The sequence below is a fragment of the Sorangium sp. So ce362 genome (genome assembly GCF_051519845.1).
In the GTDB taxonomy this organism is placed as follows: domain Bacteria; phylum Myxococcota_A; class Polyangia; order Polyangiales; family Polyangiaceae; genus Sorangium.
Genome location: NZ_CP150332.1, coordinates 4,492,470 through 4,515,743, shown reverse-complemented (window position 1 = coordinate 4,515,743; position 23,274 = coordinate 4,492,470). Strand labels below are relative to the sequence as shown.

Annotated in this window: 19 protein-coding genes and 1 pseudogene; 5 read left to right on the top strand and 15 right to left on the bottom strand. The window is 69.0% G+C overall.

Annotation, left to right across the window (positions count from 1 at the left end; all coding sequences use genetic code 11):
* Nucleotides 1-133 precede the first annotated feature (133 nt).
* Genes WMF17_RS17490 through WMF17_RS17480 form a run of 3 tightly spaced genes read right to left on the bottom strand, consistent with a single transcriptional unit; the run spans nucleotide 134 to nucleotide 3,011 of the window.
* Entirely contained in the window at nucleotides 134-706 is a 573-nt protein-coding gene (locus tag WMF17_RS17490; protein WP_437603214.1) for a hypothetical protein, read from the bottom strand.
* A 2-nt stretch (nucleotides 707-708) separates the two neighbouring features.
* Nucleotides 709-2,067 carry a hypothetical protein gene (locus WMF17_RS17485; RefSeq protein WP_437603213.1) on the bottom strand — a complete coding sequence of 453 codons (1,359 nt, stop codon included), beginning with the start codon at nucleotides 2,065-2,067 and terminating at the stop codon, nucleotides 709-711.
* A complete protein-coding gene (locus tag WMF17_RS17480) occupies nucleotides 2,064-3,011 on the bottom strand; it encodes a hypothetical protein (RefSeq protein ID WP_437650521.1) in 948 nt (315 codons plus the stop codon). The genes WMF17_RS17485 and WMF17_RS17480 overlap by 4 nt, the downstream gene beginning before the upstream one ends.
* Nucleotides 3,012-3,174: 163 nt before the next feature.
* Here WMF17_RS17480 and WMF17_RS17475 point away from each other — a divergent pair, with 163 nt between their 5' ends.
* Together WMF17_RS17475 and WMF17_RS17470 are read left to right on the top strand one after the other, a co-directional pair.
* Nucleotides 3,175-4,026, top strand: coding sequence for a DUF350 domain-containing protein (locus tag WMF17_RS17475; protein WP_437603211.1), 852 nt, complete (start codon nucleotides 3,175-3,177; stop codon nucleotides 4,024-4,026).
* Nucleotides 4,023-5,297: a glutathionylspermidine synthase family protein gene (locus WMF17_RS17470; protein ID WP_437650520.1), complete on the top strand. Its 1,275-nt coding sequence runs from the start codon at nucleotides 4,023-4,025 to the stop codon at nucleotides 5,295-5,297. The genes WMF17_RS17475 and WMF17_RS17470 overlap by 4 nt, the downstream gene beginning before the upstream one ends.
* A gap of 296 nt (nucleotides 5,298-5,593) precedes the next feature.
* On the opposite strand, the gene WMF17_RS17465 is transcribed toward WMF17_RS17470, so the two are convergent.
* From WMF17_RS17465 to WMF17_RS17435, 7 genes and pseudogenes are all read right to left on the bottom strand, one after another.
* Nucleotides 5,594-7,072 (bottom strand): serine/threonine-protein kinase, encoded by a 1,479-nt coding sequence (locus tag WMF17_RS17465; protein WP_437650519.1) that lies wholly within the window; start codon nucleotides 7,070-7,072, stop codon nucleotides 5,594-5,596.
* Nucleotides 7,073-7,494: 422 nt separating this feature from the next.
* The gene (locus WMF17_RS17460; protein WP_437603208.1) at nucleotides 7,495-8,088 is read right to left on the bottom strand and encodes a DUF1349 domain-containing protein; all 594 of its coding nucleotides are present in this window, start codon (nucleotides 8,086-8,088) and stop codon (nucleotides 7,495-7,497) included.
* Nucleotides 8,089-8,344: 256 nt separating this feature from the next.
* Nucleotides 8,345-9,211, bottom strand: a complete 867-nt coding sequence (locus WMF17_RS17455) for a helix-turn-helix domain-containing protein (RefSeq protein WP_437603207.1) — start codon at nucleotides 9,209-9,211, stop codon at nucleotides 8,345-8,347.
* A 140-nt stretch (nucleotides 9,212-9,351) separates the two neighbouring features.
* Entirely contained in the window at nucleotides 9,352-10,272 is a 921-nt protein-coding gene (locus tag WMF17_RS17450) for a pirin family protein (protein ID WP_437603206.1), read from the bottom strand.
* A 16-nt stretch (nucleotides 10,273-10,288) separates the two neighbouring features.
* A pseudogene (locus tag WMF17_RS17445) lies at nucleotides 10,289-10,685 on the bottom strand (OsmC family protein).
* A gap of 491 nt (nucleotides 10,686-11,176) precedes the next feature.
* On the bottom strand, nucleotides 11,177-12,097 hold the full coding sequence (locus tag WMF17_RS17440) for a transposase (RefSeq protein ID WP_437650518.1): 921 nt from the start codon (nucleotides 12,095-12,097) through the stop codon (nucleotides 11,177-11,179).
* Nucleotides 12,098-12,433: 336 nt separating this feature from the next.
* Nucleotides 12,434-13,102: a hypothetical protein gene (locus tag WMF17_RS17435; protein ID WP_437650517.1), complete on the bottom strand. Its 669-nt coding sequence runs from the start codon at nucleotides 13,100-13,102 to the stop codon at nucleotides 12,434-12,436.
* Nucleotides 13,103-13,190: 88 nt separating this feature from the next.
* Here WMF17_RS17435 and WMF17_RS17430 point away from each other — a divergent pair, with 88 nt between their 5' ends.
* Both WMF17_RS17430 and WMF17_RS17425 read left to right on the top strand, forming a co-directional pair.
* Nucleotides 13,191-13,391 (top strand): hypothetical protein, encoded by a 201-nt coding sequence (locus WMF17_RS17430; RefSeq protein WP_437650516.1) that lies wholly within the window; start codon nucleotides 13,191-13,193, stop codon nucleotides 13,389-13,391.
* On the top strand, nucleotides 13,363-14,907 hold the full coding sequence (locus tag WMF17_RS17425) for a hypothetical protein (protein WP_437650515.1): 1,545 nt from the start codon (nucleotides 13,363-13,365) through the stop codon (nucleotides 14,905-14,907). The genes WMF17_RS17430 and WMF17_RS17425 overlap by 29 nt, the downstream gene beginning before the upstream one ends.
* 372 nt (nucleotides 14,908-15,279) lie before the next feature.
* Here the strand turns inward: WMF17_RS17425 and WMF17_RS17420 are convergent, their stop codons facing one another.
* The 4 genes from WMF17_RS17420 to WMF17_RS17405 all read right to left on the bottom strand — a co-directional run bounded on the left by WMF17_RS17420 (nucleotide 15,280) and on the right by WMF17_RS17405 (nucleotide 19,041).
* Complete coding sequence (locus WMF17_RS17420; protein ID WP_437650514.1) at nucleotides 15,280-16,455, bottom strand: endo-1,4-beta-xylanase; 1,176 nt, start codon at nucleotides 16,453-16,455, stop codon at nucleotides 15,280-15,282.
* 370 nt (nucleotides 16,456-16,825) lie between these two features.
* On the bottom strand, nucleotides 16,826-17,389 hold the full coding sequence (locus tag WMF17_RS17415) for a DinB family protein (RefSeq protein WP_437603200.1): 564 nt from the start codon (nucleotides 17,387-17,389) through the stop codon (nucleotides 16,826-16,828).
* Nucleotides 17,390-17,449: 60 nt separating this feature from the next.
* Complete coding sequence (locus WMF17_RS17410; RefSeq protein WP_437603199.1) at nucleotides 17,450-18,403, bottom strand: hypothetical protein; 954 nt, start codon at nucleotides 18,401-18,403, stop codon at nucleotides 17,450-17,452.
* 2 nt (nucleotides 18,404-18,405) lie between these two features.
* Nucleotides 18,406-19,041 (bottom strand): hypothetical protein, encoded by a 636-nt coding sequence (locus tag WMF17_RS17405; protein ID WP_437603198.1) that lies wholly within the window; start codon nucleotides 19,039-19,041, stop codon nucleotides 18,406-18,408.
* 282 nt (nucleotides 19,042-19,323) lie between these two features.
* Here WMF17_RS17405 and WMF17_RS17400 point away from each other — a divergent pair, with 282 nt between their 5' ends.
* Nucleotides 19,324-21,105: a right-handed parallel beta-helix repeat-containing protein gene (locus WMF17_RS17400; RefSeq protein WP_437603197.1), complete on the top strand. Its 1,782-nt coding sequence runs from the start codon at nucleotides 19,324-19,326 to the stop codon at nucleotides 21,103-21,105.
* A 141-nt stretch (nucleotides 21,106-21,246) separates the two neighbouring features.
* On the opposite strand, the gene WMF17_RS17395 is transcribed toward WMF17_RS17400, so the two are convergent.
* Nucleotides 21,247-22,935 (bottom strand): glycoside hydrolase family 5 protein, encoded by a 1,689-nt coding sequence (locus WMF17_RS17395; RefSeq protein ID WP_437650513.1) that lies wholly within the window; start codon nucleotides 22,933-22,935, stop codon nucleotides 21,247-21,249.
* Nucleotides 22,936-23,274: the final 339 nt, after the last annotated feature.

The following is a 23,274-nucleotide window of genomic DNA, read 5'->3' as shown; positions in this document are numbered from 1 at the left end:
ACCGCGATGTATAAATTTATATAAAAAGCAAGACGCCAGGATAAGATCCTCTGTCCTCTGCCCCCCTCGCATCCCCGGCGTCCTCGGCGTCCTTGGCGGTCTTCTTATCCGCCAGGCGCGGGCGAGCGCCGCTCTATACGATCTTCCGCAGGTAGTGGAACTTGGGATCGGTCAGATCCTCGGCGGTGAGCCCCCAGCCCTCGTCGCGCGGGATCAGGTAGATGACGTCCGACTTGACGCTGGCGAAGCTCACGTGCCCGAGGCTCCGGAGGATGTGGCCGAACACGTCGCGGCGCCAGAGGCGGTCCTTGGGGACGTCGCAGACGGTGCGGATCATCCGATCGGTGGGCGAGCCGTGGAGCAGGAGGAACGCCATCGTGAAGGTCAGGTAGCGCGGCTGGCCGCGGTACGGGTCCGCCGTCCCCGACGGCCCCTTGCGCGCCCCCTCCTCGGTGATCATGCCGCGGGCCCACATGCCGTAGTCGTTGAGCGCGCGGGAGTCGTCGTCGAAATAGTCCCAGCACCCCTTCTCGAGGACAGGCAGGTTGGACAGCAGCGCCACCTGCGCGCGGCGGTACTGGTGCCACTTCTGGTTCAGGCTCATCGTCTCGCAATGGCCCTGGATGGACTCGTGCAGCGTGCGCTGCAGGGCGCTCCCGGGGTCCAGGCGCGCGCACACCTCCATCGCGAAGATCGCGTGCTCCACGCCTAGCCTCCGTACCCGCCCGAGGCCCGGTTCCACGAGCCGCTCCGGCTGAGCGCCGCCCCGAGGATCGCGCCGGTGCCGAGCGCCACGACGACGGGCACCGTCCCGAAGCCGGCCGGGCTCGGCGGCGTCGCGCCTGCGGCGCTGCTGGTCGAGAACGGCGTCGCGCGCGCCGCCGGGGCATAGCTCCTGCCCGGCCGCCGCACGGCGGGCTCGACCGGCGCCGGCTTGGGGGGCGGCCCCCACGGATAGTCCACCCAGAACCAGCCGTGCGACGTTGCGCTGCCACCGTAGTAATACGGAGGCCAGTCCTCGGTGGCGTCCGCGGGCTTCGCCTCCGTCAGGTCAGGCGCGAAGACGCTCGCGGCCATCATGCCCACGCGGAGCTGGCGCATCCGGTAGGCCACGAGATCGTCGTTGAGATCGTCGGACTCGGTCGTATTCGCCTCCGTGGGCACGACGTACAGCACATGTCGGACCCCGCGGTCCCAGAGCGCGTCGGCGGACGGCAGCCGCGCGACATGCCGGTTGTCGAACTGCGTCGCGTCGTCCGAGTACGGCGAGAGCCGCTGGCGATCGAGGACGAACATCGTCGCGCGCGGGCCGGGGTGCGGGCGGGCGAAGAGCGGCTGATAGTACGCCGCCGCGGCGAGCGTCTGGTGCGCCTTGACGACGCCGCGCGGGTGCGGCCAGTTGTCGAAGGTGAACACCGGATCGAACGCCTCCGCCGCGCCGGCGGCGAAGGCCACCGACTCGGGGCCGTCCAGATCCGCGATGACCGCGATGTCCCGGCGCAGGCCGCTGGCCGTCCGGGCGGCGAGGAGCAGCGACGCGAGCGCCTTGCCGCTCCGGTAGGCGCGCTCCATCGCCGACGTGAAGATCGGCCGGAGCACGTTGCCGAGCGGCGCGATGGGCGCCGGATCCCCCTGGGCGACGAGCGTGGGCACGGCGGAGGGCGACTCGAACAGCGCGGGCACGTAATAGGCGCGCAGGGCCTCGTCTCCGGGCCTGAGGTCCGTCGCCATCCTCGCGATCGCCGCCTTGTCGAACGGCTTCTTCGACTCGCCGTCGAACGTCACGCTCTCCTGCGCGGCGCCGAAGCTCCAGCCGAAGGTCCGCTGCATGTCGAGCGCCCGCTTCCTCTGGACCTCGTGCTCGTCGTCGGAGCACCCGTCGGCGGCCACGGCGATCGCCGCCGCGAACCCGGCGAGCCCGACCGCGCCGAGCGCGACCATGATGGCGCTCCGCCGCGAGGCGTCCTTCGGCGCCTCGGTGAGGCCCTTGTGCCACCAGCGCGCGCCGACGATCCCCGGCTTGTCGAGCACCTCGGCCCGCTCGAACGGCTCGTCCAGCCGGCTCACGCGGTGGCCTCCCCGGCGTCGCGAGGCGCGCCCGCGTCAGCCGCCCGCGCGGCGGCCCCCGTCGCCCGGCCGTTGTCGCGCCGGAGCGCCTCGATGAGCTCCGGGGTGAACGTGCCGTCGATGCGCACCGAGTACCTGAAGAACGGATCCGCCTCGACACCGTGGTAATCGTGATCGTTGAACCAGTAAGCCCGGCCGACGACAGGCGTCCTCCGCCGCGCCCGCTCGTTCCACAGGAACAGGCGCTTGTTGCCCGCGGGACAGAGGGTGATGAAGTGATCGGGCTCGCGCTCGATGCTTCTCACCCCCTCCCCTGCCGCCCCCTCCCCTGCCACGCCGTCTCCGTCGCGGTGGACCGTGCCGTGATCGTTCGCCTCGAGACCCATGATGTTGCAGCGCCCGATCGACGAGAAGGGCAAGCGCTTCACGTAGTCGATCGTTTTCGGGAAGAACGACCGCGCGAGCCGGGTGAAGTCCTTGCCTTCGCTCCGGCTCTTGTCGCTCCAGAAGCGGTTCGGGATCAGCTCGACATAGACCTTCCAGGGGAAGTAGACCCCATGGCGGAACTTGAGCCAGAGCATCTGCCGCCGCGAGAGCGGGATGTCGCGCTCCTCGCCGAACTCGAGCGCGTCGCGCGCCGAGCGGTCGATCGCCGAGGGGTCGTCCGAGAGGCGCTGGAACGTGGCGAACTCCTCGTCCTCGAGGCCGCGGATCACCTCGCCGTAGTCCCCGAGCGCCTCGCCGAGGCGCGACGGCGGCATGATGCCCATCGTGCGGTGGCTGCCGCCTGTGTAATCGATCGGCACCTGCGTGAGCCCGAGGCAGATCTCCTCGTGGATCTCGCCGAGCGGCGCGAGATCGAGGTACGGCTCGAGGTCGATATAGGGCCGCGCGAAGATGCCCTGGATGCCCTGAGTGCCGGAGTCGCAAGGAGGTTCGACCATGGTCCGTCGCGGAGGCCGGGCCGTCGCCGGCCGGTGGACCTTACCCATATCACAAAGGGCGGCTCGCCCCGCAAACCCACGAGCCGGAACGCGCCGCGCGCGGGCCTTTCGCGGCGCGCGCTGGGGCTTGTGACGGCGCTGCGCGTTCTGTAGCGTGCGTCCCATGGATCTGTCCTACGTGATGGGGTTCGGGCTGGGCACGACGCTCGCTCTGCTCGCCCTCCTGCGCATCGGGCAGAGGATCTTCTCGCCGGCGCACACGGTCGCCCGCGATCTCACGGAGAGCAACGTCGCGCGCCGGCTGCTCACGGTGGGCCAGGTCCTCGCGGTGTTCCTCGTCGCCGCGAGCGCCGTCAAGAACTGCCTCGACGGGTCGGGCTTCGCGCGCGATCTGCTCTGGGTGAGCGCGTTCGCGGTCGTGGGCCTGCTCCTCGTGATCGCGACCGGCCAGCTCGGGATCCGGCTCCTGCTCAATGCGCGGCTCCCGGCCGAGATCGAGCGCGGCAACGCGGCGGCGGGGCTCGCGGCGGGCGCGCATTACGTGGCGACCGGGCTCATCACCTCGCGCGCGATCGCGGGCAAGGATCTCGGCGATCTCGCGATCTCCCTCGGCTTCTTCCTGCTCGCGCAGATCACGCTGCACGTGTTCATCACGCTCTTCCGGGCGCTCACCACCTACGACGACGCCGAGCAGATCCAGGGCGAGAACCTCGCCGCCGCGCTGAGCTACGCCGGCGCCTCGATCGCCGTGGCGATCATCATCGCGCGGGCGCTCGAGGGCGACTTCGAGGGGCTCTTCGTCTCGTTGAAGGGCTATGGCGGCGTGCTGCTCTATCTGTTCGCGCTCTACCCTGTCCGGCAGCTCCTCGTGCAGAGCCTGCTGCTCGGCGCGCCGCTCGCGCTGCGCGGCGGCCGCCTCGACGCGGGCATCGCGGCCGACCGCAACGAGGGCATGGGCGCCCTCGAGGCGGCGACCTACCTGGCGACCTCTATCGCCATCGCGCGCCTCCTATGAGCGACGCTGTCCGGGCTTACGACGCCTTCGCCGCCAGGATCGTCGAGACGGGCCTCATCACCGACCCCTGGATCGACGGCGCGCCGCGCTTCCGCGAGGAGCCGGTGCTCGTCACGGCGGCGGAGCAGCGCGCCCTGTACCGCACCGCCGAGGAGGTCGCGGCGGTGTACGACGAGCTGTGCCTGCTCGTCGCGGACGAGCCGTCGCTGCTCGACGACTTCTTCTGTCTGACGCCCTGCCAGAAGGCGATGTGGCTCTCGTCGCAGCCGCTGTGGCACGGCATCGCGCGCGCCGACGTCTTCCTGACGGACGAGGGCCCCGCGATCGCCGAGCTGAACTGCGACACGCCGACGGGCGAGGCGGAGGCGGTCGTGCTGAGCGCGCTCGCGGCGGCGGACCACCCGGGCGCGCTCGACCCCAACCGCGAGCTCGGCGCCCGGTTCTGCGCGATGGTGGACGAGGTCGCCCGCGCGCTCCTCGGCGAGGCCGCGACGCGGCGCCTCGGCTTCGTCTATCCCACGGAGTTCACCGAGGATCTCGCGGTGATCCGCCTTTACCGGCGCTGGCTCGAGGAGCGCGGTTACGCGGTGTTCCTCGGCTCGCCGTACAACCTCGGTCACGACGATCGGGGCCTGTCCCTGTTCGACGTCCCGTTCTCGATCCTGCTCCGCCATTACAAGACGGACTGGTGGGGGGAGCGCTCGAGCGTGTGGACCGACGAGCAGATCCCCGACGCCGAGCCGCTCGCCGGCCCGCTCGGCGCCGTGCTCTCGGCGGCGGCCGACGGGCGCGCCGCGATCCTGAACCCGCTCGGCGCGGTGCTGCCGCAGAACAAGCGGTCGATGGCGTTCATGTGGGAGCACCTCCACCGCTTCTCGCCGCAGGCGCAGTCGGTGATCCAGCGCCACGTGCCGGTGACGTCGCGGCTGGAGACGGTGCACCCCGAGCTGCTCCGCGCGCAGCGCGAGGACTGGGTCCTGAAGAGCGATTACGGCGCCGAGGGGGAAGAGGTGATCCTCGGGCGCCACACGTCCGACGACGTCTGGCGTGCTTCTCTGGCCAAGGCCCGCGAGGGCCGGTGGATCGCGCAGCGGTATTTCGCGGCCCTGGAGAACGGGCGGCGGGAGTCGGTCAATTACGGCGTCTACGTCGTCGCCGGCGAGGCGTGCGGCATCTACGCGCGCGTCCAGGCCGGCATGACGGACGCGGCCGCGCTGAGCGCACCGGCGCTCGTCGTGGGCCAAACCGTGGCCGGCCCCAACGTGGGATAGCCGACCCAACGTGGGATAGCCGACCCAGGTTGAGCGGGGAACGGGGTGGACAGCCGACCCAGGTTGAGCGGGGTGGACAGCCGACCCAGGTTGGGGACGGCCCGACCCCGGATGACCCGACCCAGGTTGGCGATGACCCGACCCGGGTTGCGGCATGTTGTCGGCATGTTGTGCGGCAGGAACGTATCTTTTGCGGCATGTTGTGCGGCAGGAACGTATCTTTCGAGCACGTCGATACCAGCACCTCGGGCGCGCTCGACTTCAGGTCGACGAGCGGGATGGCTCGCCGTCGCTGCTCAGAAGATCGCGCTCTTCCGCACACCTGCGTCGGTCGAGCGCTGTCGCGGAGGCGCTCCCCCCGTGCTCCGCGGCGCCTCGGACGCGCGGACGGGGCGCGCCGCGGCAGGTCGCGGCGCAGGCTCCAGCGGCGTCGTGGCGGGGAGCGGTGCTGTCAGGGGCGCCGCCGTCACGAGCGGCGCTGCCGTGGGTCCGGCCGTCGGGACCGTCGAGCGCACGCTCGCCTGGAGCGCCCTCGGCGTCTGCGCCGCGGCAGCGTGGCGGACCACGGCGCGCACCTCGTCGCCGATCGCCCGCAGCGCGGCGGAGGTGCCCTCTGGCCGGTGCCGGGGCAGCGCGGCCGCGATCGCCATCCCCAGCCCGAGCGCCACGAAGAGGCCAGCCGCCGCGAGGTGCACCTTGGTCCGCCGCGGCGGCGCAGCGAGCGTCGACGCAGCAAGCGCCGGCGTGCCGGGCGCGTCCGGCGCCCCGACCGCGGCCACGAAGGCGGCGATCATCGGCTTGATGCACGGGAATCGCTCTGCAGGATCCAGGGCGAAGGCGCGCGCGAACCAGCTCTCCAGCTCCGGCGGCGCCCCCGGGGACAGCGTCGACAGTGGGGGTCGCCCGCTGGAGAGGATGGAAGCGAGCACATCGGCGATGTTGCGGCCAGCGAAGGGCTGCTGACCGGTGAGCGCCACGTGCGCGACAACCGCGAGGGCCCACATGTCGAGCTGCGGATCCGCGTGCCCGTCGCACGTGTGCTCGGGGCTGAGGTAGGCCGGCGTGCCCAGCACCACGCCCTCCGCGGTCTGGCGGGGGAAGTCGGCCGCCAGATCCTGGCGGATCCACTTGGCGATCCCGAAGTCGGCGACCTTGGCCCGCAGGCGGCCGTCGCGTCCGTCGCGGAGCAGGATGTTCGACGGCTTGATGTCGCGATGCACGATCCCGAGGCCGTGCGCCACCGAGAGGGCCTCTCCGATCTGGCAAAGGAGCGCAGCGAGCTCGACCGCCGGCACCGGCCCTCGCTCCCGGATCAGCTGCCGGAGGGACCGGCCGCGCACGTACTCCATGACGAGATACGGGCCTGTCTCAGGATCCTCGCCGGCGTCGTGCACGGTGACAATGAGGTCGGTCTTCCGCCCGAGCTGCGCCGCGACCTGCGCCTCGAAGCGGAAGCGCTCCATGAAGTCGATGGCCTGGTTCTGGCGAGGAAGCACGAGGAATTTGAGCGCGACATCGAAGCGTCGGACGCGGTCGTGTGCGCGCCAGACCTCGCCCATGGCGCCGTGGCCGAGCGGATGCACGAGCCTGTACCGTCCGGCGACGATGCGGTCTGGCAGGAGCGCCGCTCGGATCTCGTCCTGTCCGGCGCCGCGCGGAGCGGCGGGGCGCAGCTGCGACGACGGCACCGCCTGCTCACTGAGCGTGTCAGCGTCGCGCGCGACGTCCTTCGCCGGGGCATCGGGCTGTTGACCCAGAGCGGGCGGCTGCAGCACGCCCGTGACCTTCGTACCGCCCCCGTGTCCCAGACCGGTGAGTGTGCCCAAAGGGGGACGACCTGAGGCGAGAGGCCGGGACATGTCCGCAGCGTATCGCGAACGCGGTGGCCTTTGAATCGCGAACACCCGGGCTCCGCCGCGCATGCGTACCTGCAAGCCCACGCGTACAGCGTCGCGAGGTGCACGTTTGCAGCACGCGCCGATGGCTGCCGATGGCTGGCGCTCACGGCCCGGTGAGGGCCGCCGCGCGCTGCGCCGACGACGCGGTACCCCTCCCTCTTGCGCCCCGGTCCTCCGCGGATGTGGGGAAGCCGCGCGCGCCAGCGCGTGGTGCGCCGCTGACGACCTGTGCGCGAGCGGCATGCGAAAGCCGATCGACGGCGGACTGACCAGCGGCCATGGCGCCGGCGCTCCCGGCATCACTCTCCGCTGCGGAGATCGCCGAGCCTCCGCGGCGCGAAGCGGATATCCTCGAAGACCGCCGTACATTCATCGCCCGTCGGTGACTGCGCCGAGAAGCCGACAGCGGCGTCCCCGGCGCTGTCGAAGGCGAAATAGCGGATGAGCCGCCACGCCGTCCCGTCGACGGAGGCGTGAAACGCGTAGGCTCGACCGAGCCGCGCCACGCGCAACCAGACGTGGTCGCTGTCGACGACGAACGCGTTGCAGTCGTCCGACAGGCCGCGTGTGACGACGGAGACGATCGTCGGCTCGCGCTGCGGCGAGAGCTCGAAGCAGAGCTTGGCCCACGCGCGCTCGTGCACCCAGAGGAGCAGCACGCCGGCGTCGTAGACCGCCGAAAAGCCGACGGTCACCCGCGCGCTGACGATGAAGTCCCCCTGCGGGGTGCCGAGCAAGCGCGGCGCGGTCAGCGCCTCGGCCGTGCCTTCCGGATCGATGAACAGGTCGGTCTTGCTGCCTGCCGTGATCGTCAGGCTCGATCCGTCCCCGGCGCTGCAGCTCTTCGGCGGCGGCTCCCAGAGGAGCGACATCGGCAAAGGCGCGAGATGCATGGGCTCACCTGCTTCCTTTCTCTCTTCTTGCATTGAGCAGATGTTACCAGGATCTGCGTCCACCTCGCTCTGCGCCGACCCGCTCTGGCGCCGACCCGACCCAGGTTGGTGCGACCCGACCCAGGTTGGTGCGACCCGACCCAGGTTGGGGACCCTGCCGACCGAGGTTGGGAGCAACCCGAACCTGGGTCGGATTGCTCCGACCGAGGTTGGGAGCAACCCGAGGTTGGGAGCAACCCGAACCTGGGTCGGATTGCTACCCGGGTGCGTCGCTGGCTCGCTCAACCCGGGTCAGCTGAGATCGGCGGTGCTGGGCACGCCAGGCGGCGGGGGTGACGCCGTGGTGGCGCCGGAACAGCCGCACGAAGTGGCTCGGGTCGGCATAGCCGACGCGCTCGGAGATCACGTCGACATACTCGTCGGTCGCGAGGAGCCTGCGCCGCGCCTCGGCCAGACGTCCCTCCACGATCCACGCGACCACCGTGCGCCCAGTGGCCTGCTTGACCGCGGTCGTGACGTGGGCAGGCGTCCGGCGCACCGCCGCCGCGACCTCCTTCAAGGAGAGCGGCCCGAGGCACCGGGCCTCGATCACGGCCAGAGCCTCGCCCACGATCGAAGGACGCGGCATCGGGGCGGCCCGGGCAGTGCCGCTCGCGCGCACGACCTCCGCGAGCACCAGGGCGAGCAGGCTCTCGGCGACGACCGGCAGCACGCCCACAGCTTGCTGCTCGCGCTCGAGCTCCCTGAGCAGATCGAGCACATACGCCTGCCGCGCCCCCGGCAACTCGACCACAGGAGATGCCCCGTGGCGGACGCGGTCGAGCGGGGCGAGCAGGTCGCCGTAGCGCGCCGGGTCGAGACACGTCCGGCAGAAGCCGATCCCCCACACATCCGGGCGGCTCGCCGACAGGACGCGGTGCGCGTCGCCTGCGGGAATGAGGTGGAGATGCCCGGCCCGCAGCTCGAATTCGCCGCGATGCTCGACCCGCATACGGCCTCCGACGTGCAGGGCGAGGGCGACGTAGGTGTGAACCGCTGGGCTCCGCATCGGTCGCATGGCGTCGCCGGAGCCCGCATGCCGCATGAACCGGATCGGCATGGGGCCGAGATCGTCGTGGCTCATCGGCAGAGCGTACCACCTCTTCGTGGGCCTGGCTGCGCGAGTGATGCGGCGACCGAAACGAGGCCAAGGCCATCGAAAAGGCGGCCAAGGACGCCACCAGCTCGTATCCCCGTGATCCCGGAGCCGGCCGCATGCCCACGTCAGCCGCCCTCCGGGAGGGGGATGAACTCGGTGTCATCGCCGGGGATCTTGGGGAAACGGCCCTCGCGCCAGTCGGCCTTCGCTCGCTCGATGCGCTCCTTGGAGCTCGCCACAAAATTCCAGTAGATGTGGCGCGGTCCGTCGAGCGGCGCGCCGCCGATGAGCATGAGGTTCGTCTTGCTGATGGCCTGCACGGCGACGTGCGCGCGCGGACGGATCACGACCATCGCGCCCTCGCCGAAGCGCTTGCCGTCGCAGTCGATGCTCCCGTCAATCACGTAGATGGCGCGCTCCTCGTGCTCGTCGTCGATCGGCAGCGTCGCGCTGGCGTCGAGCTGCGCATGCACGTAGAGCGTCGGCGACAGGACCCCTGTGGGCGCCTCCGCGCCGTACGCGGTCCCGGCGATGACGTGCAGCTCCGCGCCGTGGCGGCTCACGACGGGCATCGTCAGGCGCGGGTGATGTTCGAAGCGCGGCTCGATCTCCTCGTCACGCTGCGGGAGCGCGACCCACGTCTGGATCCCGTGCAACCGTGCGCCGCGCGCCCGCATCTCGGGCGCCGTCCGCTCCGAGTGGACCACGCCGCGTCCCGCGACCATCCAGTTCACGTCGCCCGGCCGGATCGGCTGCTTCGAGCCGACGCTGTCGCGATGCACGAACTCCCCGTCAAGGAGATAGGTGATGGTCGCGAGCGCGATGTGCGGGTGCGGTCGAACGTCGATCCCCTGACCTGGCGCGAAATCGACCGGCCCCATGTGATCGAAGAAAAGAAACGGCCCGAGCTGCCTTCGCTGCGTCGATGGGAGCGTGCGTCGCACCGCGAAGCCGCCCAGATCCCGCGGGCGCGACTCGATCACGAGCTCGATGACCGAGCTGTCTGCGTACAGGCACTCCGGCTCTTTGTCGGGGTATCGGCTCATCGAGATCTCCTGGTTCTCACGGCTCGTCCGAGTCAACGTTGACTCCAGAGGAGCCCTTGATGGGTGCGGTCACGATCGCCACGTCGGCCGTTGTCATCAGCTTGTGGATCGGACAGCGAGCGACCACGGTGTGGAGCCGCGAGCGATCCGCCTCCGTCAGCGGGCCGTGAAACGCGAGGCGCATCTTGAGCACATACTTCCCACGGCGCCATCGCTATCCCCTTCTGCTCCGCGTACAACGTCGCCGTCAGCGCCTTGCACGCGGCGAGCGCCGCGTCGAAGCAGTCGTGCGGTCCCGGCGCAAAGTCGCGCCCCCCGGCCGCCTCCGGGACATCTGCACGAGAGGTGTGCCCGCGGACGCGAAGGAGCTGGACGAGCTCGCCTGGATTCTCTATCTCGCAATGGATCGTCATCGGAATCTCCGCTCCACCGCGTGCGGCCGCTTGTGGCTGGTTCGAGAACCGACCGGCTGCCGCGCCGTAGTGGGAGAGCCTTGGCGTCGGCCCGTAGCCCCAGGAATATGCTCCGTTTTATCTGAAAAAGCAAGATTAACGAACCCGGGTAGATTAACGAACCCGGGTTGGCCGGTCGCCCGGTTGACCGATCGGCCGGTCGCCCGGTTGACCGATCGCCGAATCCGGGCTGACCCATCAATCCACGTCCGTCATCCGACACGGAACAATTCTATCCGGCCAAGTCGGGTCAGCAGCGCCTCCGACGGCCTTACGTTGGCGCCGCTTCATGCGCTCCCGGCGCGGCACGACGGATGCGCATTCATTCTCGCATCCTGCCGCAAGGATGCGCCGCTCGCTCCGCCACATCCAAACGCACATTCCCTCCCAACGACGCGTCGAAGCCGTGGCCTGCTCCCGTCCGCCTCGCTGTCGCGCTCCCGTGGACCGCTCTACGCTGCGAGCGCCACATCGGTCACGCTGGCGCCATGAAACGTGCGCATCCACCACGTCCCCGCCGGGAAAAGGACGCTGCGCACGCCGGCGCACCATCGTCCGAGCGCAGCGCGGTACGACGCGCGAAACGCTCGCACAGCGGCCGCAGCGGTTCGCCATGCCTCACCCTGCTCATGGCCGACGGCGAATGTCGGATTGCGCTCGCGCAGTCCCTCGGAGCTCTTCGCTCGGTCGTAGGGAGAGACCTTGCTGACCCGCTCGGCGCCCAAGACGCGGAGCCCTCGCCGCTCCACCTCCGCACGGGCCTGCGCTTCCTGACGCTCGAGCTCGGCAGCGACCTGCTGCCGAAAGCCCTCCGCGCTCTCCTGTTCGATGCCTGGCGGCAGCGACAGCGGCAGCGTCGCTTCCTCGACCCACTGCGGATTCTCCGGGTCGAGATACGCCGAGGGACGCCTCGCGTGCAGCGCCCCACGGCCGAGCTCCCCCACGTCCACCTTGACGCCCGGCCATTCCCTCGCATACCGGACCAGGCCAGCGGCCACTGGGTTCGCGAGCACGTAGGCCATCTTCTCCACCACCGCCGCCGGCGTCGCGAGCCGTACCACGCTCGTGGCCTCGTGGTCCCATACTGGCCCTTCCCACTTGCGCAGCACCTTCGTGCCCAGCGCGACCAGGCGATGAAAGAACTGCAGGAAGCGCGGCAGCACGCCCTGCACATCGGTTACCACGAGGTGCAGATGCGTCGACATCGCGCAAAGCGCGTGAACTTCGACGCCGTAGCGGCGGGCCGAGACTGCGAGGGCGTAGATCAACAGCTGGTTGATGGCCACATCGGGCCGCAACAGAAAGTGCCGCCGAAGGACCCGACGGGTCAGCAGGTACGTCGCGCCGGGAGCGATCTCACGAGGCTGGCTCATGGCCGGAGCGCAGAAACAAGCTCCGTGCCGCGAATCAGTGGAAGTCATTTCAAGGACTTGCCCCGCGCGGCGGGTGGCGGCGGCCGATTTCCGCCAGTGCCCGCCACTCTCGTCCTATGTGCCCGGTGCTGCCCCGACCCGCCCTGCGGCGCTGCGCTGCCAACCTGGGCACGTATACTCCGCCGACCGAGGTTGAGTTCGCCGCGCCGCGGCACCGGGCACCGACCGAGGTTGCGCGGCACCGACCGAGGTTGCGTTCGGGGGCAACCGAGGTTGGGTTCGCGCGAGGTTGCGCGGCACCGACCGAGGTTGGGTTCGCGGCACCCGTCCGAGGTGCTACCGCGCGAGCCGCTCGAGCGTCTCCTCGACCGATGGTGCGGCGAGCCCGGCGAGCCCGAGCTCCGTCGACCCGTAGCGCATGAGCGCCCGGCGGTCTGGCGGGGAGAGCGGCCGCGCGCGAAGAGACTTCGCCGCCGCGGCGGCGTAGGCGCCGCACGCTGCGGGTAGGCTCGAGTCGAAGCGCAGCGCCCGGTGCGTCCGGAGCATCGCGAGCATGTCGAGCGACGCGCCCGCGTAGTGCTCGATCTGATCGAGCAGGAACGTCGCCAACGCTCGCGGTACGGGGACAGCGTCGGGCACGTCGGTCGCGCGGAGCTCGTAGACGACACGCTGCTTCGACGGCAAGAACGTGGTTTGATCGAACGTCGCGTCGCACCCGAGAAAGATCTGCGACGTCGGTACCAGCACGCGCACTGCCGGCGTCACGTCCCACGCGGCGATCGTGTGATTGCTCGTCGGCCAGAAAAGGCCGACGCCTCGGACGTCGAGCCGGCGCGCGAGCCCCGCGAAGAGCGCAGAGAGCTCGTCGCACTCCGCGGTCGCCGAGGGTGCATCTGACGACGCCAGCGGAGGCTTCTGCCTCCACGCGGCCCAGATGTGCCTGGCGGTCGGGTCGCGATCCGTGATGCTCCAGCGCAACCGAAAGGGGCCACCGTCGCGCGTCATCTCGAACAACGTCCGGACGCGCACGGAAAGAACCGCCCATCCCGCCGAAAGACCGCCTCTTACGAGGGCGGGCGTCGGAAGCTACGCAATGGTCGACGAGCTCCCCTCCCTTCCGGGGTACCGTGAGCTCTGGGGCCGGAGCATCTTCCAGTGTCGGTACTGCCACGCCTGGGAGGTGCGCAGCAGCGCGTTCAGCTATCTCGTGCCCGCAGCCGAGAGGCTGGAGTGGTCGGTGTTCTTGAAGGGGTGGACGGACGACATTGTCGCCTTCACCGACGGCGCGTTATGACCGTAGGTCTATAGTCGCTCAGCGCTGCCCATCAGGGGCCCGGGCGTCAAGCCCCAGCGCGAGCGTCGACCAGGGGACCGCGTGTCCCTCTCACCGTTCGGAGCCGATGATGAACACTCGAACACGCGCAATTTCGGTGATGTCAACCCTCGTCGGGCTGCTCGTGGCAGCAAGCTGCGGATCGGGCGCTGGCAGCGACCCCGAGGGAGACGATGGCAGCTCGGCCTCGACGGGCGCGACCTCGGGCGGGGGCTCGGGCGCGAGCGGTGGAGTCACGACGGGCGGCACATCGGGAGCTGGCGCGCCTGGTTCGGGCGGATTCGACGGCTCGGGCGGGGCGGGCACCGAAGGGTCGGAAGCTGGCGAAACGGGCACCGGTGGAGCGGGGGCTGGCGAAACGGGCACCGGTGGAGCGGGAGCCGGCGGCAGCGGCGGTGGCGATGCGGCGTATCCCTGCGACGGGGACGCGAGCGACTACGACGCCGTGGTGACAAGATCGGGATCCACCTGGGTCGCGCAGAACGGCAGCCGCAACATCTACAGCGGTGATGACATGCGATCCGCGATCCAGGCGGCGCTCGATAGCCTCAGCTCCGGCCGTGCCAGCAAGGAGAGCGTCCTGGTTCAGGGCTCGGGAACCATGAGCGCGAGCTCGCGGCTGAGCGTCCCCAGCTACACCGTGCTCAACATCTGCGGCACGATCGACGTCACCGGCAGCGGGTCCGGCGACATGGCGCCCCTCTATGCGCGCGGCCGGACCGACATCGAGATCCCGAACGTCACGATCAGCGGCACCCCGCTCTACGCCATGTTCTTCCGCGACGTCGAGAACCTGCGCCTCGGCCACGTCGAGCTGCGCGTCTCGAGCGGCCTCGGGATCCGGATCGACAATCATGGTCGCTCGAACCGCGCCGACAAGGTGACGAACATCGACATCGACCATGTGTACGCCGAGGGGACCAGCTCACACGGCGTGGAGACCTACGGCGTCGACGGCCTCCGCATCGGCACCGTCATCGCGCGCGACACCGGGGAATGTGGTCTCCTCCTGAACGACACGGTCAACGCCGAGATCGGGACGGTCGACGCCGTGAACGCGGGCACGGGCACCGGCTACGCGGCCTTCCGCCTCGCCAACCGCGCAGGACGCATCGGCAGCAGCTACCCCACCAACATCCGCGTCGGCGAGGTCATCGCCCGCGGCGGCGGGCGCGGGATCTTCTGCGTGTCCGAGAGCGGAGGCTTCACGATCGACCGCATCGACGTCGCCGACACGGGCAGCAACTCGATCCTGATCGAGAACTGTCACAACGTGAACGTCGCCGCGGAATCCGGGACCGTCACCGGCGGCGGCGACATCCGGCTCGCCGCACGCGATGAGTTCGCGAACTCCTCCGACATCACGATTCAGAACCTCACGCTCACGAACACCGCCGTCAACGAAAATCCCTGCGCCGCGAACAGCACCTTCAGCAATCTCACGCTGGTGAACACGCGCGCCAACACCTGCGATTAGCCCCCAACGCAGCCCGGGCCGGCCGGCCGATCCGGGCTCGCCTGCCAGTACGCAAGCGCGCACGCCCACGACGGCGCGCCGACCTCGGCGCCGGCCCCTCTGTCTCGCTGTCGCGTGCCCCGACCGTCTATGACCAGGCATGTGCGGCGGCGGGCACATGGCGCTACGACGACCCCGCGAACCCGACCGCGATCGTGCTTTGTGATGACACGTGCGCCGTGGTGCAGTCCGAGGTCGAGGTGTCTCTGGGCGTCGACTTCACCTGCGAGGACGAGATCGACGTCCCATCGTGTTCATCGAAGCGCCGAGCTGCGAGCGAGCGAGCTCCCTCTGCGGAGGGAGCTCGCTCGGGTTCACCGCGTCAGCGTGACATCAATTACGATCCAGGAACTCCATCAGCCAGCTCATGGCCGGCCGCATCCTGCCGTCCGAATGCTGGATGCCGGTGTTATCCCTCCAGGTGGCGCCGACGATGTAACCCCACAAGGTGATACCGGGGACTGAGGGGTGATTCCAGAACATCGTGAACTGTTCCTCCATCACCTTCTTCTGCTGGTTGTCGTCCGCGATGCCGATGTCGTACTCGGTGATGTACACGGGCTTGCCCAGCTTGGCCATCGCGTCGATGTAGCCCTTGACGGTGCTGGTGTTGATCTTGAACGCGTCGTGGGCCTGCGCGCCGAGGGCGTCGACCGGGGCGCCCGCGTCGATCACCGCCTTCGCGATCCTCATGAAGTTGTTGTGATCGTTCGTGTACTCGATGTTGTTGTAGTCGTTGAGGATCAAGACCGCTTTCGGGCAGTACTCGCGAGCCCACTTGAAGGAGTTGACGATCCAGTCCCAGCCGCTGGCGCCGTCGCCGCCGATACCGTTCTTGTAGGAGGGCGTGGTGTGGGGCGGCGGCTCGTTGACGACGTCGATGTACTTCGTGTCGGGGTAACGCTCGCAGAACGCCCGCATCCAGTCTTTCACGGCCGCCTGCTGATCCATCCCCGAGAGGTTCGCGATCCAGCCGGGTTGCTGGCTGCCCCACACGAAGACGTGGTGCTTGAAGATGATGTTGTTGTCCTTCGCGTACTTGTAGATCGCGTCGAGCTTGCTCCAGTCCCGGTTGCCGCGGGACGACTCGACCTCTCCCCACTTGCCCTCGTTCTCGGGCGTGATCTGGTTCCAGTGCTTCGCGAAGCCTTCGCGCACAGCGCGGTTCGTCGTGATGTTGCCGACGAACTTCCCGGTGGGGGGGTCGTCGCCTCCGCCGGTTCCGCTGGCCGAACCACCCGACCCGGCGCCGCCTTCGCCCGAACCGCCGGTCGTCGAGGAGCTGGTCGTCCCCGGGCCTCCGGTGCCACTGGTGGTAGTTCCGCTGGTAGCCGTCGTCCCAGTGCTGCCGCTGCCGCTGCCGCTGACGCTGGTGCCGCCCGCTCCCCCCGCACCGCCGGCGCCACCGTCGCCTGCATCACCCCCATCGGAGCATCCGAAGAGAGTCGCGAGCCCGAGCGCCATCCACGTCGTGCCGCACAGCCATCGAGAAGAACGGTTCTTGTTCATATAGGACTTCCGCGAGTTGAGCGATTGGAGTTTGTGACTCTCGAAGCGGGAGAGCCGATGGGCAGCGGCACGAGCCGGAGCGCACACGCTCAGAGATACGCACGCCGGCAGCTCGGCCCCCACAATTCCCGCCAGGCCTGGAAGTGATCACGATACGCGCTCGAAGTCGGGCGACCCGACCCGGGTTGAGGATCCCGCGCTGCGCCACACTATTTGCAGCCGTGAGTCAAATTTCCACCCGAAGCCGAACATCGTGGGTCGGGTGGCCGCGAGGCGCGACCCAACCCAGGTTGCACCGACACGCCCAGGTAGGCCACACCACCGTGAAGCAGCCCGGTCGCCCCCTGGCGGAGACGCGCAGGTTTGCCCCCTACCTGCGCGGCCTTCGCGCGTAGAGGAAGCGGGCGTAGCCGATCTCGGCGGCGTTCTTCGTGAGCTCGACGTTGGCCCACGCGACGACGTCACCGAACGGACGGTCCTGGAACGGCCATCGCGTCCGCCGCGTCGAGCGCAGGTCGTCGTCGGTGGCCTGCTCGAGCGCCGCTCGCCACCGTTCCTGAAGCGCGCTGAGCCACGCGCGCACGTCGTCGGCGCTGCCAGGCCACGTCACGCTCTCGCGAGCGAGAGCTCCGCCGCCGAAGGAGTGGTCGAGCACCATGGACCACCAGAAGCCGAGATGCCACGTCAGCCACGCGATGCTCGCCGGGCCGAGGTCGTATCCCTCGTGCTCCGGCCAGTCGGCGCGCCACTGGCCATCGGGGGTTTGACGGACGTGCAATCCCTCGTCAGCAGGGCGCCACAGGCACTCTTCGGTGGCGAGCCCGTCGAGGTGGAAGCTGGTGAGCTGCCACGCTATCTCGAACTGCCGGATCAAGTAGCCACAGGCCTCGCTGGCCATGGGCGGAGTCGGGACGCCAGGGCTGTCATCGCTCATGGCCCGGAACCTAGCATGGCCGCCCGCCCCTGCTCCTTCCCGCGCGCGGGAAGCCGGTCGTCATTCCTGCCGTCTCCCCTCCGCGTGCTCCGCCAGGAGCCCGCCCAGCAGATGGAACTCCAGATATGCCCGCGCCACGTCGGTCGCCTCGGGCAGCGCCTCCCTCGCCTCCCCCAGCACCACCCAGCCGCCGCCCTGCTCGAACCGGAACGAGAGCGTCTCCCCCTCGGTGAGCCCGCGCTCCCGCACCCGCCGCAAGATCGACACGCCCTCCAGCCCGAACAGGAACAGATCGCGGGCGATCACCGCGTCGAGCCACCGCTTCGACAGCGCGGTGAGCGACAGCTCCCACGCCCCCTCGCGCAGCATCTCGGGCACCGATCCGCGGCGGATGAGCGGCGCGTTCGCCCCGTCGAGCGACACGAGCTGCGCCCGCACGATGCCGTGATGAACCCCGAGCGCCCCGAACCCCACCGACAGATCCGCGACGCGATAGCCCGCCTGCGCCGGATCCTGCGCCGCGCCCGGGCGTAGATCCCGCGTGGCCATGATCGCCTTGACCGCGCGCAGCGCGAGAGACGGGCGCAGGCAGAGCTCACGCACCTCGTCGGGCGTCAGCGCGACGACGCGGGTGACCGCGTCCTTCACGATCACCTCGAAGGGCTCGAAAGTCGCCGTCACCAGGGGCTCGCCCGCGCGCATGTGCCGGTGCAGATCGAACGAGAACACGCGCCCCTTCTTGAACACCTTGAGGTGCACGCCGAACGGGGATCTGCGCCCGCTCGCCGTGGTCCCCTCGGCCAGGAACAGGACATCGCCGATGACGGTCTTCTGCTGGTAGGGATGATCGTTGTAAAGAACGATGCGCCGCGCCCCGGTATCCAGATCGATCTGGGAGCGATCATCGTCGAGGGCCAGGCGGTTGCTCTCGTGATCGCCGCGCGTACCCAGCCCGGCAAAGGGGCAGCGGACGCGCCCCGCGAAATGATAGACCCCTCGATCACGAAAGCGCATGATCACCCCCAGGCCTGGGGCGCCACACCCCGGCCGAAGACACGCGCCGAGCCCCACTCCGCCACCAGCAGCGCGCCGAGCGACGCGCCTGCCGTCAGAAGACGCGCCGACCAGGGCGTGGGCGCGAAGTACGCCATTTCTCGGGACGGACGGTGGGCGAGGTTCACGTTGAGCGCCGGGTCGGTCGCGAAGAAGCTCAGCAGCAGCAACGCGACGAACGCGCCCCAGGCCGAGAGCGCGCTGCCCGCGGGCAGGCCGCGCTGCGCGAGGTGGAGCGCGGCAGCCGCGGGCGGCGCGAGGTGCGCGGCGACCGCGAGGGGCGTTGTCTTTCGGGTGGCGATGACCTCGATGAGCCACGCGGGGACGCCCACGCCCACAGAAAAGACGAACGCCGGCCCGACGAGCCACGCAGACCCGGCGAGGAGGCCGAGCGCCACGGCGAGGCCCGCGACGTGGCAGGCGAAGAGCATCTCGCCCATCCTGCCGGTGCCGAGCTTCTCCCGCACGTACCTCGCCAGAATCACGAGGATCGGCAGGGCGCAGGACACCTCCAGGACGCGCACGAGCGAACGGTAACCCGCAACGCCGTCAGGAGGGAAGCGGCTCGCACGCTCCCGGGCGCCGAACGGCGTGGGCACGCGGCGCCCTCCGTCCACCGTCGTCCGGCGCCAGTTCTCCACTCATCTCCACGATGGCGCGCTCTCCGGTATCAACTGACCTGCTGCGTCGCGCCGCCCTCGTTGTGCCCACCCGGGAACACCGCTCATGCCGGACACGGTCCGTAGCGCTCCAACACCAGCGCTGCCGGGATGCACCAGGAGATCCCTCTACCATCGATCCAACAATGATTTGCCAGACCGCCTCTCGCTTGTCACATCTTGTATTAACCACGTGACCCTCAGCAAATATCAGGAAAACGCATGCCGTTCACGCGCTGGATCATGAGGACCTGGACGTGTGGCCTGTTCGCGCTCATCTCCGCCCCGGCCGGGGCGGCGGTGTCCCCGGCCAGCTCCGGCGGCTCCAGCGCTGCTTGGGGCTACCACCCTCCCGCGGAGGAGAGCGCGGCGTACCCCGATCTCTGCAGCCTCGATGCGCCCTACACCGAACCGCCGCTCACCGCAGACGAAGATACCCTCAAACCGTGCCCCACTTACGCTACCGAGTCGCCGCTCTGCACGGGAGATTTTTGTCCCGAGAGCAAGGTATGCGCCGGCACCCGCGTACTGCACGAGGATCTGAACGCGTGCCAGGGGTCGACCTGCTGTCTGGCGGGGTCCGTCGACCCGGACGGCGTGGTGGATGTCCTGCCTTACCTGGCAAGGCCGGCGGAATGGCCCTTCTCCGCCGACCCCTCCGTGGACCGCAGCCATGACGTCGACGACAGCCCGGGCATCGCGCGGGCCATCGAATGTGCAGCGTCGCTGAGGAACGCCAGGCGCACCGTGGCCTTCCCCGCCGGGCGGTACGTGCTGCGCACACCGCTGCGACCTCATTACAACGCGTTGACCCTGGTGGGGCCTGAGCTGTCTCCCGACGCCGCCCCTGGCGATCCGGAGACCGCGACGCTGGTGGCGATCCCCTGCAATCCGGAGCAGTTTCCCGGGGCGATCCAGGTCAGCAGGGTCGTCAGGCCGAGCGGGCACGTGGTCGACGCGGTCGCTGGGCTCCGGATCCGCAATCTGCAGATCGAGCTCACGGAGGGGCCAAGAAAGACGGCCAACAGCGGGATTCATATCAATAACTGCTCGTACTGCGAGGTGGAGAACGTCATCATGCGGTACGCGCCGTTCTCACCTCAGCTGCCTTCCTGCAAGCCATCCAACCTGGATGGAATCACCTTTGCCATGGGGTCCGGAGGCGCGATCCGGAACGTGATCGTGGACGGCGTGCCGAAGGGCGGCATCTACCTGGCATCGGTCGCCAGATACCATGCCACCCCCCCGATCCTCGTTGAAAACTGCGAGATCAAGAACATCAACGGCCCGCTCGGAGCCGGCGGGATCAAGATCGTCACCGCGAATGTGACCGTGCGGAACTGCGAGGTCCACCATAGCCTGATTCACCCGGGCGATGGCTCTACGACCGTCTACGGTGGGCACGGCCTGTGGATCGCCGCCCAGGTCCCCAGCAGGATTGCCCTCCCGGGCTCGGTGCCCAGGAATGTCGTGGTCCAGGACAGCTACTTTCATCACAACGGCGGCGCTGGCGTCGCCATGGCAAGCCCCCTCGTGAGGGATCGCCCGGAGCGGATCGTGCTCCAGAGGGTCAAGTCCGCTTACAATGGGTACCATGGCGTGCATCTCCAGGCGGGCAACGACGTGGAGCTCCATGATCTTTGGTCCTGGGGCAACGGGTATTACGGCGTTCACCTGCAGTCGCGGACGTCGTTGCCCACGAACGCGCTCCGGGTCGGAACCGTGATCCTGGCGAACCCGCTCGTCTTCAACAACGCCTTGCGTCCGGCGTCGGGCGCCTACCCTGGTATCATGATCCAGGCCAGCAACGTCACGGTCTACGGGGGCGAGGTCGCGCGGTGCAGCGCCTCGCGCGGGAGGCAATCGAGATCCGTGCAGCAGCTATGCTGGCTGTCGGGCCCGACGGACGGAGAGGCGCTCTTCTACCCGGAGGACAACCGCATCGCTGGCGTGGGCACGCACGACACGAGCCCGCCCGAAGCGCTGGTCTGCCCTCATGAATGAGCGACGTCTGGCCGCGCTCGCGCCACGCGGAGACGCCGTGGCGTGAAGCGCCGGTCATCCCGCCGTCGCAGTCGCTGGCCACAAAGAAAAACCGCCCGCAGGTCCAGGCCTGCGGGCGGTCTTCATGATCCGCGACTCGGTCTACTTGAGGCGAGCCAGCATCTCGACCTTCTCCGCGTCGAGCTTCGTCCAGGTGCCCCAGCCCGTCTTGTCGGCGTCGGTGTACGCGTGCTCGTAGATGCCACCCGTATCACCCGACTCGGGGTTGATGGACCAGTAGGTGAAGTCCGTCATCCCCTTCTTGATCAGGTAGTCCGTGTACATGTTCTGCCACTCCCAGTCGTAGCGCTTGCCGGCAGGCAAGTGCGCCCACTGCTGGGCCAGCGCCGGGTCCATCTCGTTCTTCGGCCAGTCCTTCACGCCGCCGAACTCGCCGGTGATCACGCAGAACTTCTCGTCGTGCAGGAACCCGAAGTGCTCGTCCCACTGCTTTGTCAGGCTCGCGACAGCCTGTGCGTTGCTCCGCTCCAGGATCAGCCCGCACCCGGCCGCGGCGGCCGCCTCGTCCTCGAGCCCTTCGCAGCCGGCCTTCGACTGATCGACGTGCTGCTTCTGAACGAACACTGCAGGCCCGTAGGTGTGGGGCGAGAAGCAGAGCCGATTCTTGGGGATCTGGATCGGGTAGGCCGTCTGCCCGTAGAAGTTCTCACCCCAGTTCGGGTTGAGGTTCTCATCGCCGTGGGGCTCCGGCTCCAGCTCCAGGCCCATGCCGCCCGGGGTCTGGTGGCTGCCCGACACGCCCTGGACCACCGCGATCATGTCATCATTCTCTTCTTTGATGACGTCGTAGCAGGCCTTGGCCATGTCCGCCCACTCGCGCCAGCTGTACTTCCACGGCTCGTTGAAGCAATCGACGCCGATGATGTTCTTGATCCCGAGCTTCGCGGGCAGCTTCGCGATCGTACGGATGTTCGCGAGCCACTTGTCCATGTCGTAGGCGTCCGCGCCCTCAACGCAGTTGTAGTCGTCCGCCTTGTAGTCGTAGTTCTCGCGCTCGCTGTCCACGTAGGGCTTGTTATCGTCGAGCCTGCCCGCGCGCCACCCGAGGTGGTTCGAGCAGGAGTGGATGCCTATGATGACGTTCAGGTTGTTCGCGGAGGCCTTCTTGAGGAAGTCCTCGAGCGCCTCGAGGGCGTTGGCGTACGGATAGACGGTCTCGTCGTTGTTCCTGATCCGGGGCGTGGTGGTGCTGTAGTTGCCGTCCGGGTGGTCGGCGACCAGGGTCTGCGGCGCGATGGGGAGCCGGATCGTGTTGAACTTGAGATTGGAGCTCTTGAGCTCCTGCATCGTCTTCTCGATGGTGCGCGGGGCGGAGTTCTCCGCCCACCACATCGACCCGATGAAGAGCTCCATGGCGCCGGGACGATCGAGATCGTCCTGCCCCTCGAGCCCGAACCAGTTGCCGCCGCGAACCTGGAACTCCGTGCCGTCGGCCATCAGGCGGCCGTTATCGGGGTTGACCCGGAATTTACCGGCCGGCGAGTCATCGGTGGCCGGCGTGGGGTCCCCGTTCGGGTTGGTGGTGCCGCCACCGGCGCCCGAGCCCGTGGGGGTGCCAGCGCCCGCGCCCGAGCCCGTGGGGGTGCCAGCGCCCGCGCCCGAGCCCGTGGGGGTGCCAGCGCCCGCGCCCGAGCCCGTGGGGGTGCCAGCGCCCGCGCCCGAGCCCGTGGGAGTGCCAGCGCCCGCGCCGCCCGAGCCGGTCTCGCCCCCGCTCGCGCTGTCGCCGCCGCAGCCGATGGCCAGCAGGCCGGCGAGGGAGAAGGAACACAAGAAGATATGGCTTCCTCGGATTCTCATAACTTAGCTCTTTTCGTTAAGCACAAATTCAGCGCACGGAACACGGATTCGAGCGTTCACGCCCGCCGTGGTTCGACCGCTAGCCAATCCAAGATCAACGCTTGATCGCGCTCGATAGTCGGCCCTGCGCAGAATTCGCAGACAGGCAACACACGACCGGTTGCCAACCGGCCGTGTACACTACTCGCCATAAAACAAGGGGTCAAGATGGGACGTGCCCCTCAATGTCGGGATGGTTGGATAATTACGGATAGAGTGTCGCTTTCCCGCGAGGGTGGATCGCTACACGAGCTATCTCACCAACCGTCGCGC

Coding starts and splice junctions, on each gene's coding strand:
- WMF17_RS17480 (WP_437650521.1), bottom strand. CDS start 3,011: ATGGTCGAACCTCCTTGCGACTCCGGCACTCAGGGCATCCAGGGCATC.
- WMF17_RS17475 (WP_437603211.1), top strand. CDS start 3,175: ATGGATCTGTCCTACGTGATGGGGTTCGGGCTGGGCACGACGCTCGCT.
- WMF17_RS17470 (WP_437650520.1), top strand. CDS start 4,023: ATGAGCGACGCTGTCCGGGCTTACGACGCCTTCGCCGCCAGGATCGTC.
- WMF17_RS17460 (WP_437603208.1), bottom strand. CDS start 8,088: ATGCATCTCGCGCCTTTGCCGATGTCGCTCCTCTGGGAGCCGCCGCCG.
- WMF17_RS17455 (WP_437603207.1), bottom strand. CDS start 9,211: ATGAGCCACGACGATCTCGGCCCCATGCCGATCCGGTTCATGCGGCAT.
- WMF17_RS17450 (WP_437603206.1), bottom strand. CDS start 10,272: ATGAGCCGATACCCCGACAAAGAGCCGGAGTGCCTGTACGCAGACAGC.
- WMF17_RS17440 (WP_437650518.1), bottom strand. CDS start 12,097: ATGAGCCAGCCTCGTGAGATCGCTCCCGGCGCGACGTACCTGCTGACC.
- WMF17_RS17435 (WP_437650517.1), bottom strand. CDS start 13,102: ATGACGCGCGACGGTGGCCCCTTTCGGTTGCGCTGGAGCATCACGGAT.
- WMF17_RS17430 (WP_437650516.1), top strand. CDS start 13,191: ATGGTCGACGAGCTCCCCTCCCTTCCGGGGTACCGTGAGCTCTGGGGC.
- WMF17_RS17420 (WP_437650514.1), bottom strand. CDS start 16,455: ATGAACAAGAACCGTTCTTCTCGATGGCTGTGCGGCACGACGTGGATG.
- WMF17_RS17415 (WP_437603200.1), bottom strand. CDS start 17,389: ATGAGCGATGACAGCCCTGGCGTCCCGACTCCGCCCATGGCCAGCGAG.
- WMF17_RS17410 (WP_437603199.1), bottom strand. CDS start 18,403: ATGCGCTTTCGTGATCGAGGGGTCTATCATTTCGCGGGGCGCGTCCGC.
- WMF17_RS17400 (WP_437603197.1), top strand. CDS start 19,324: ATGCCGTTCACGCGCTGGATCATGAGGACCTGGACGTGTGGCCTGTTC.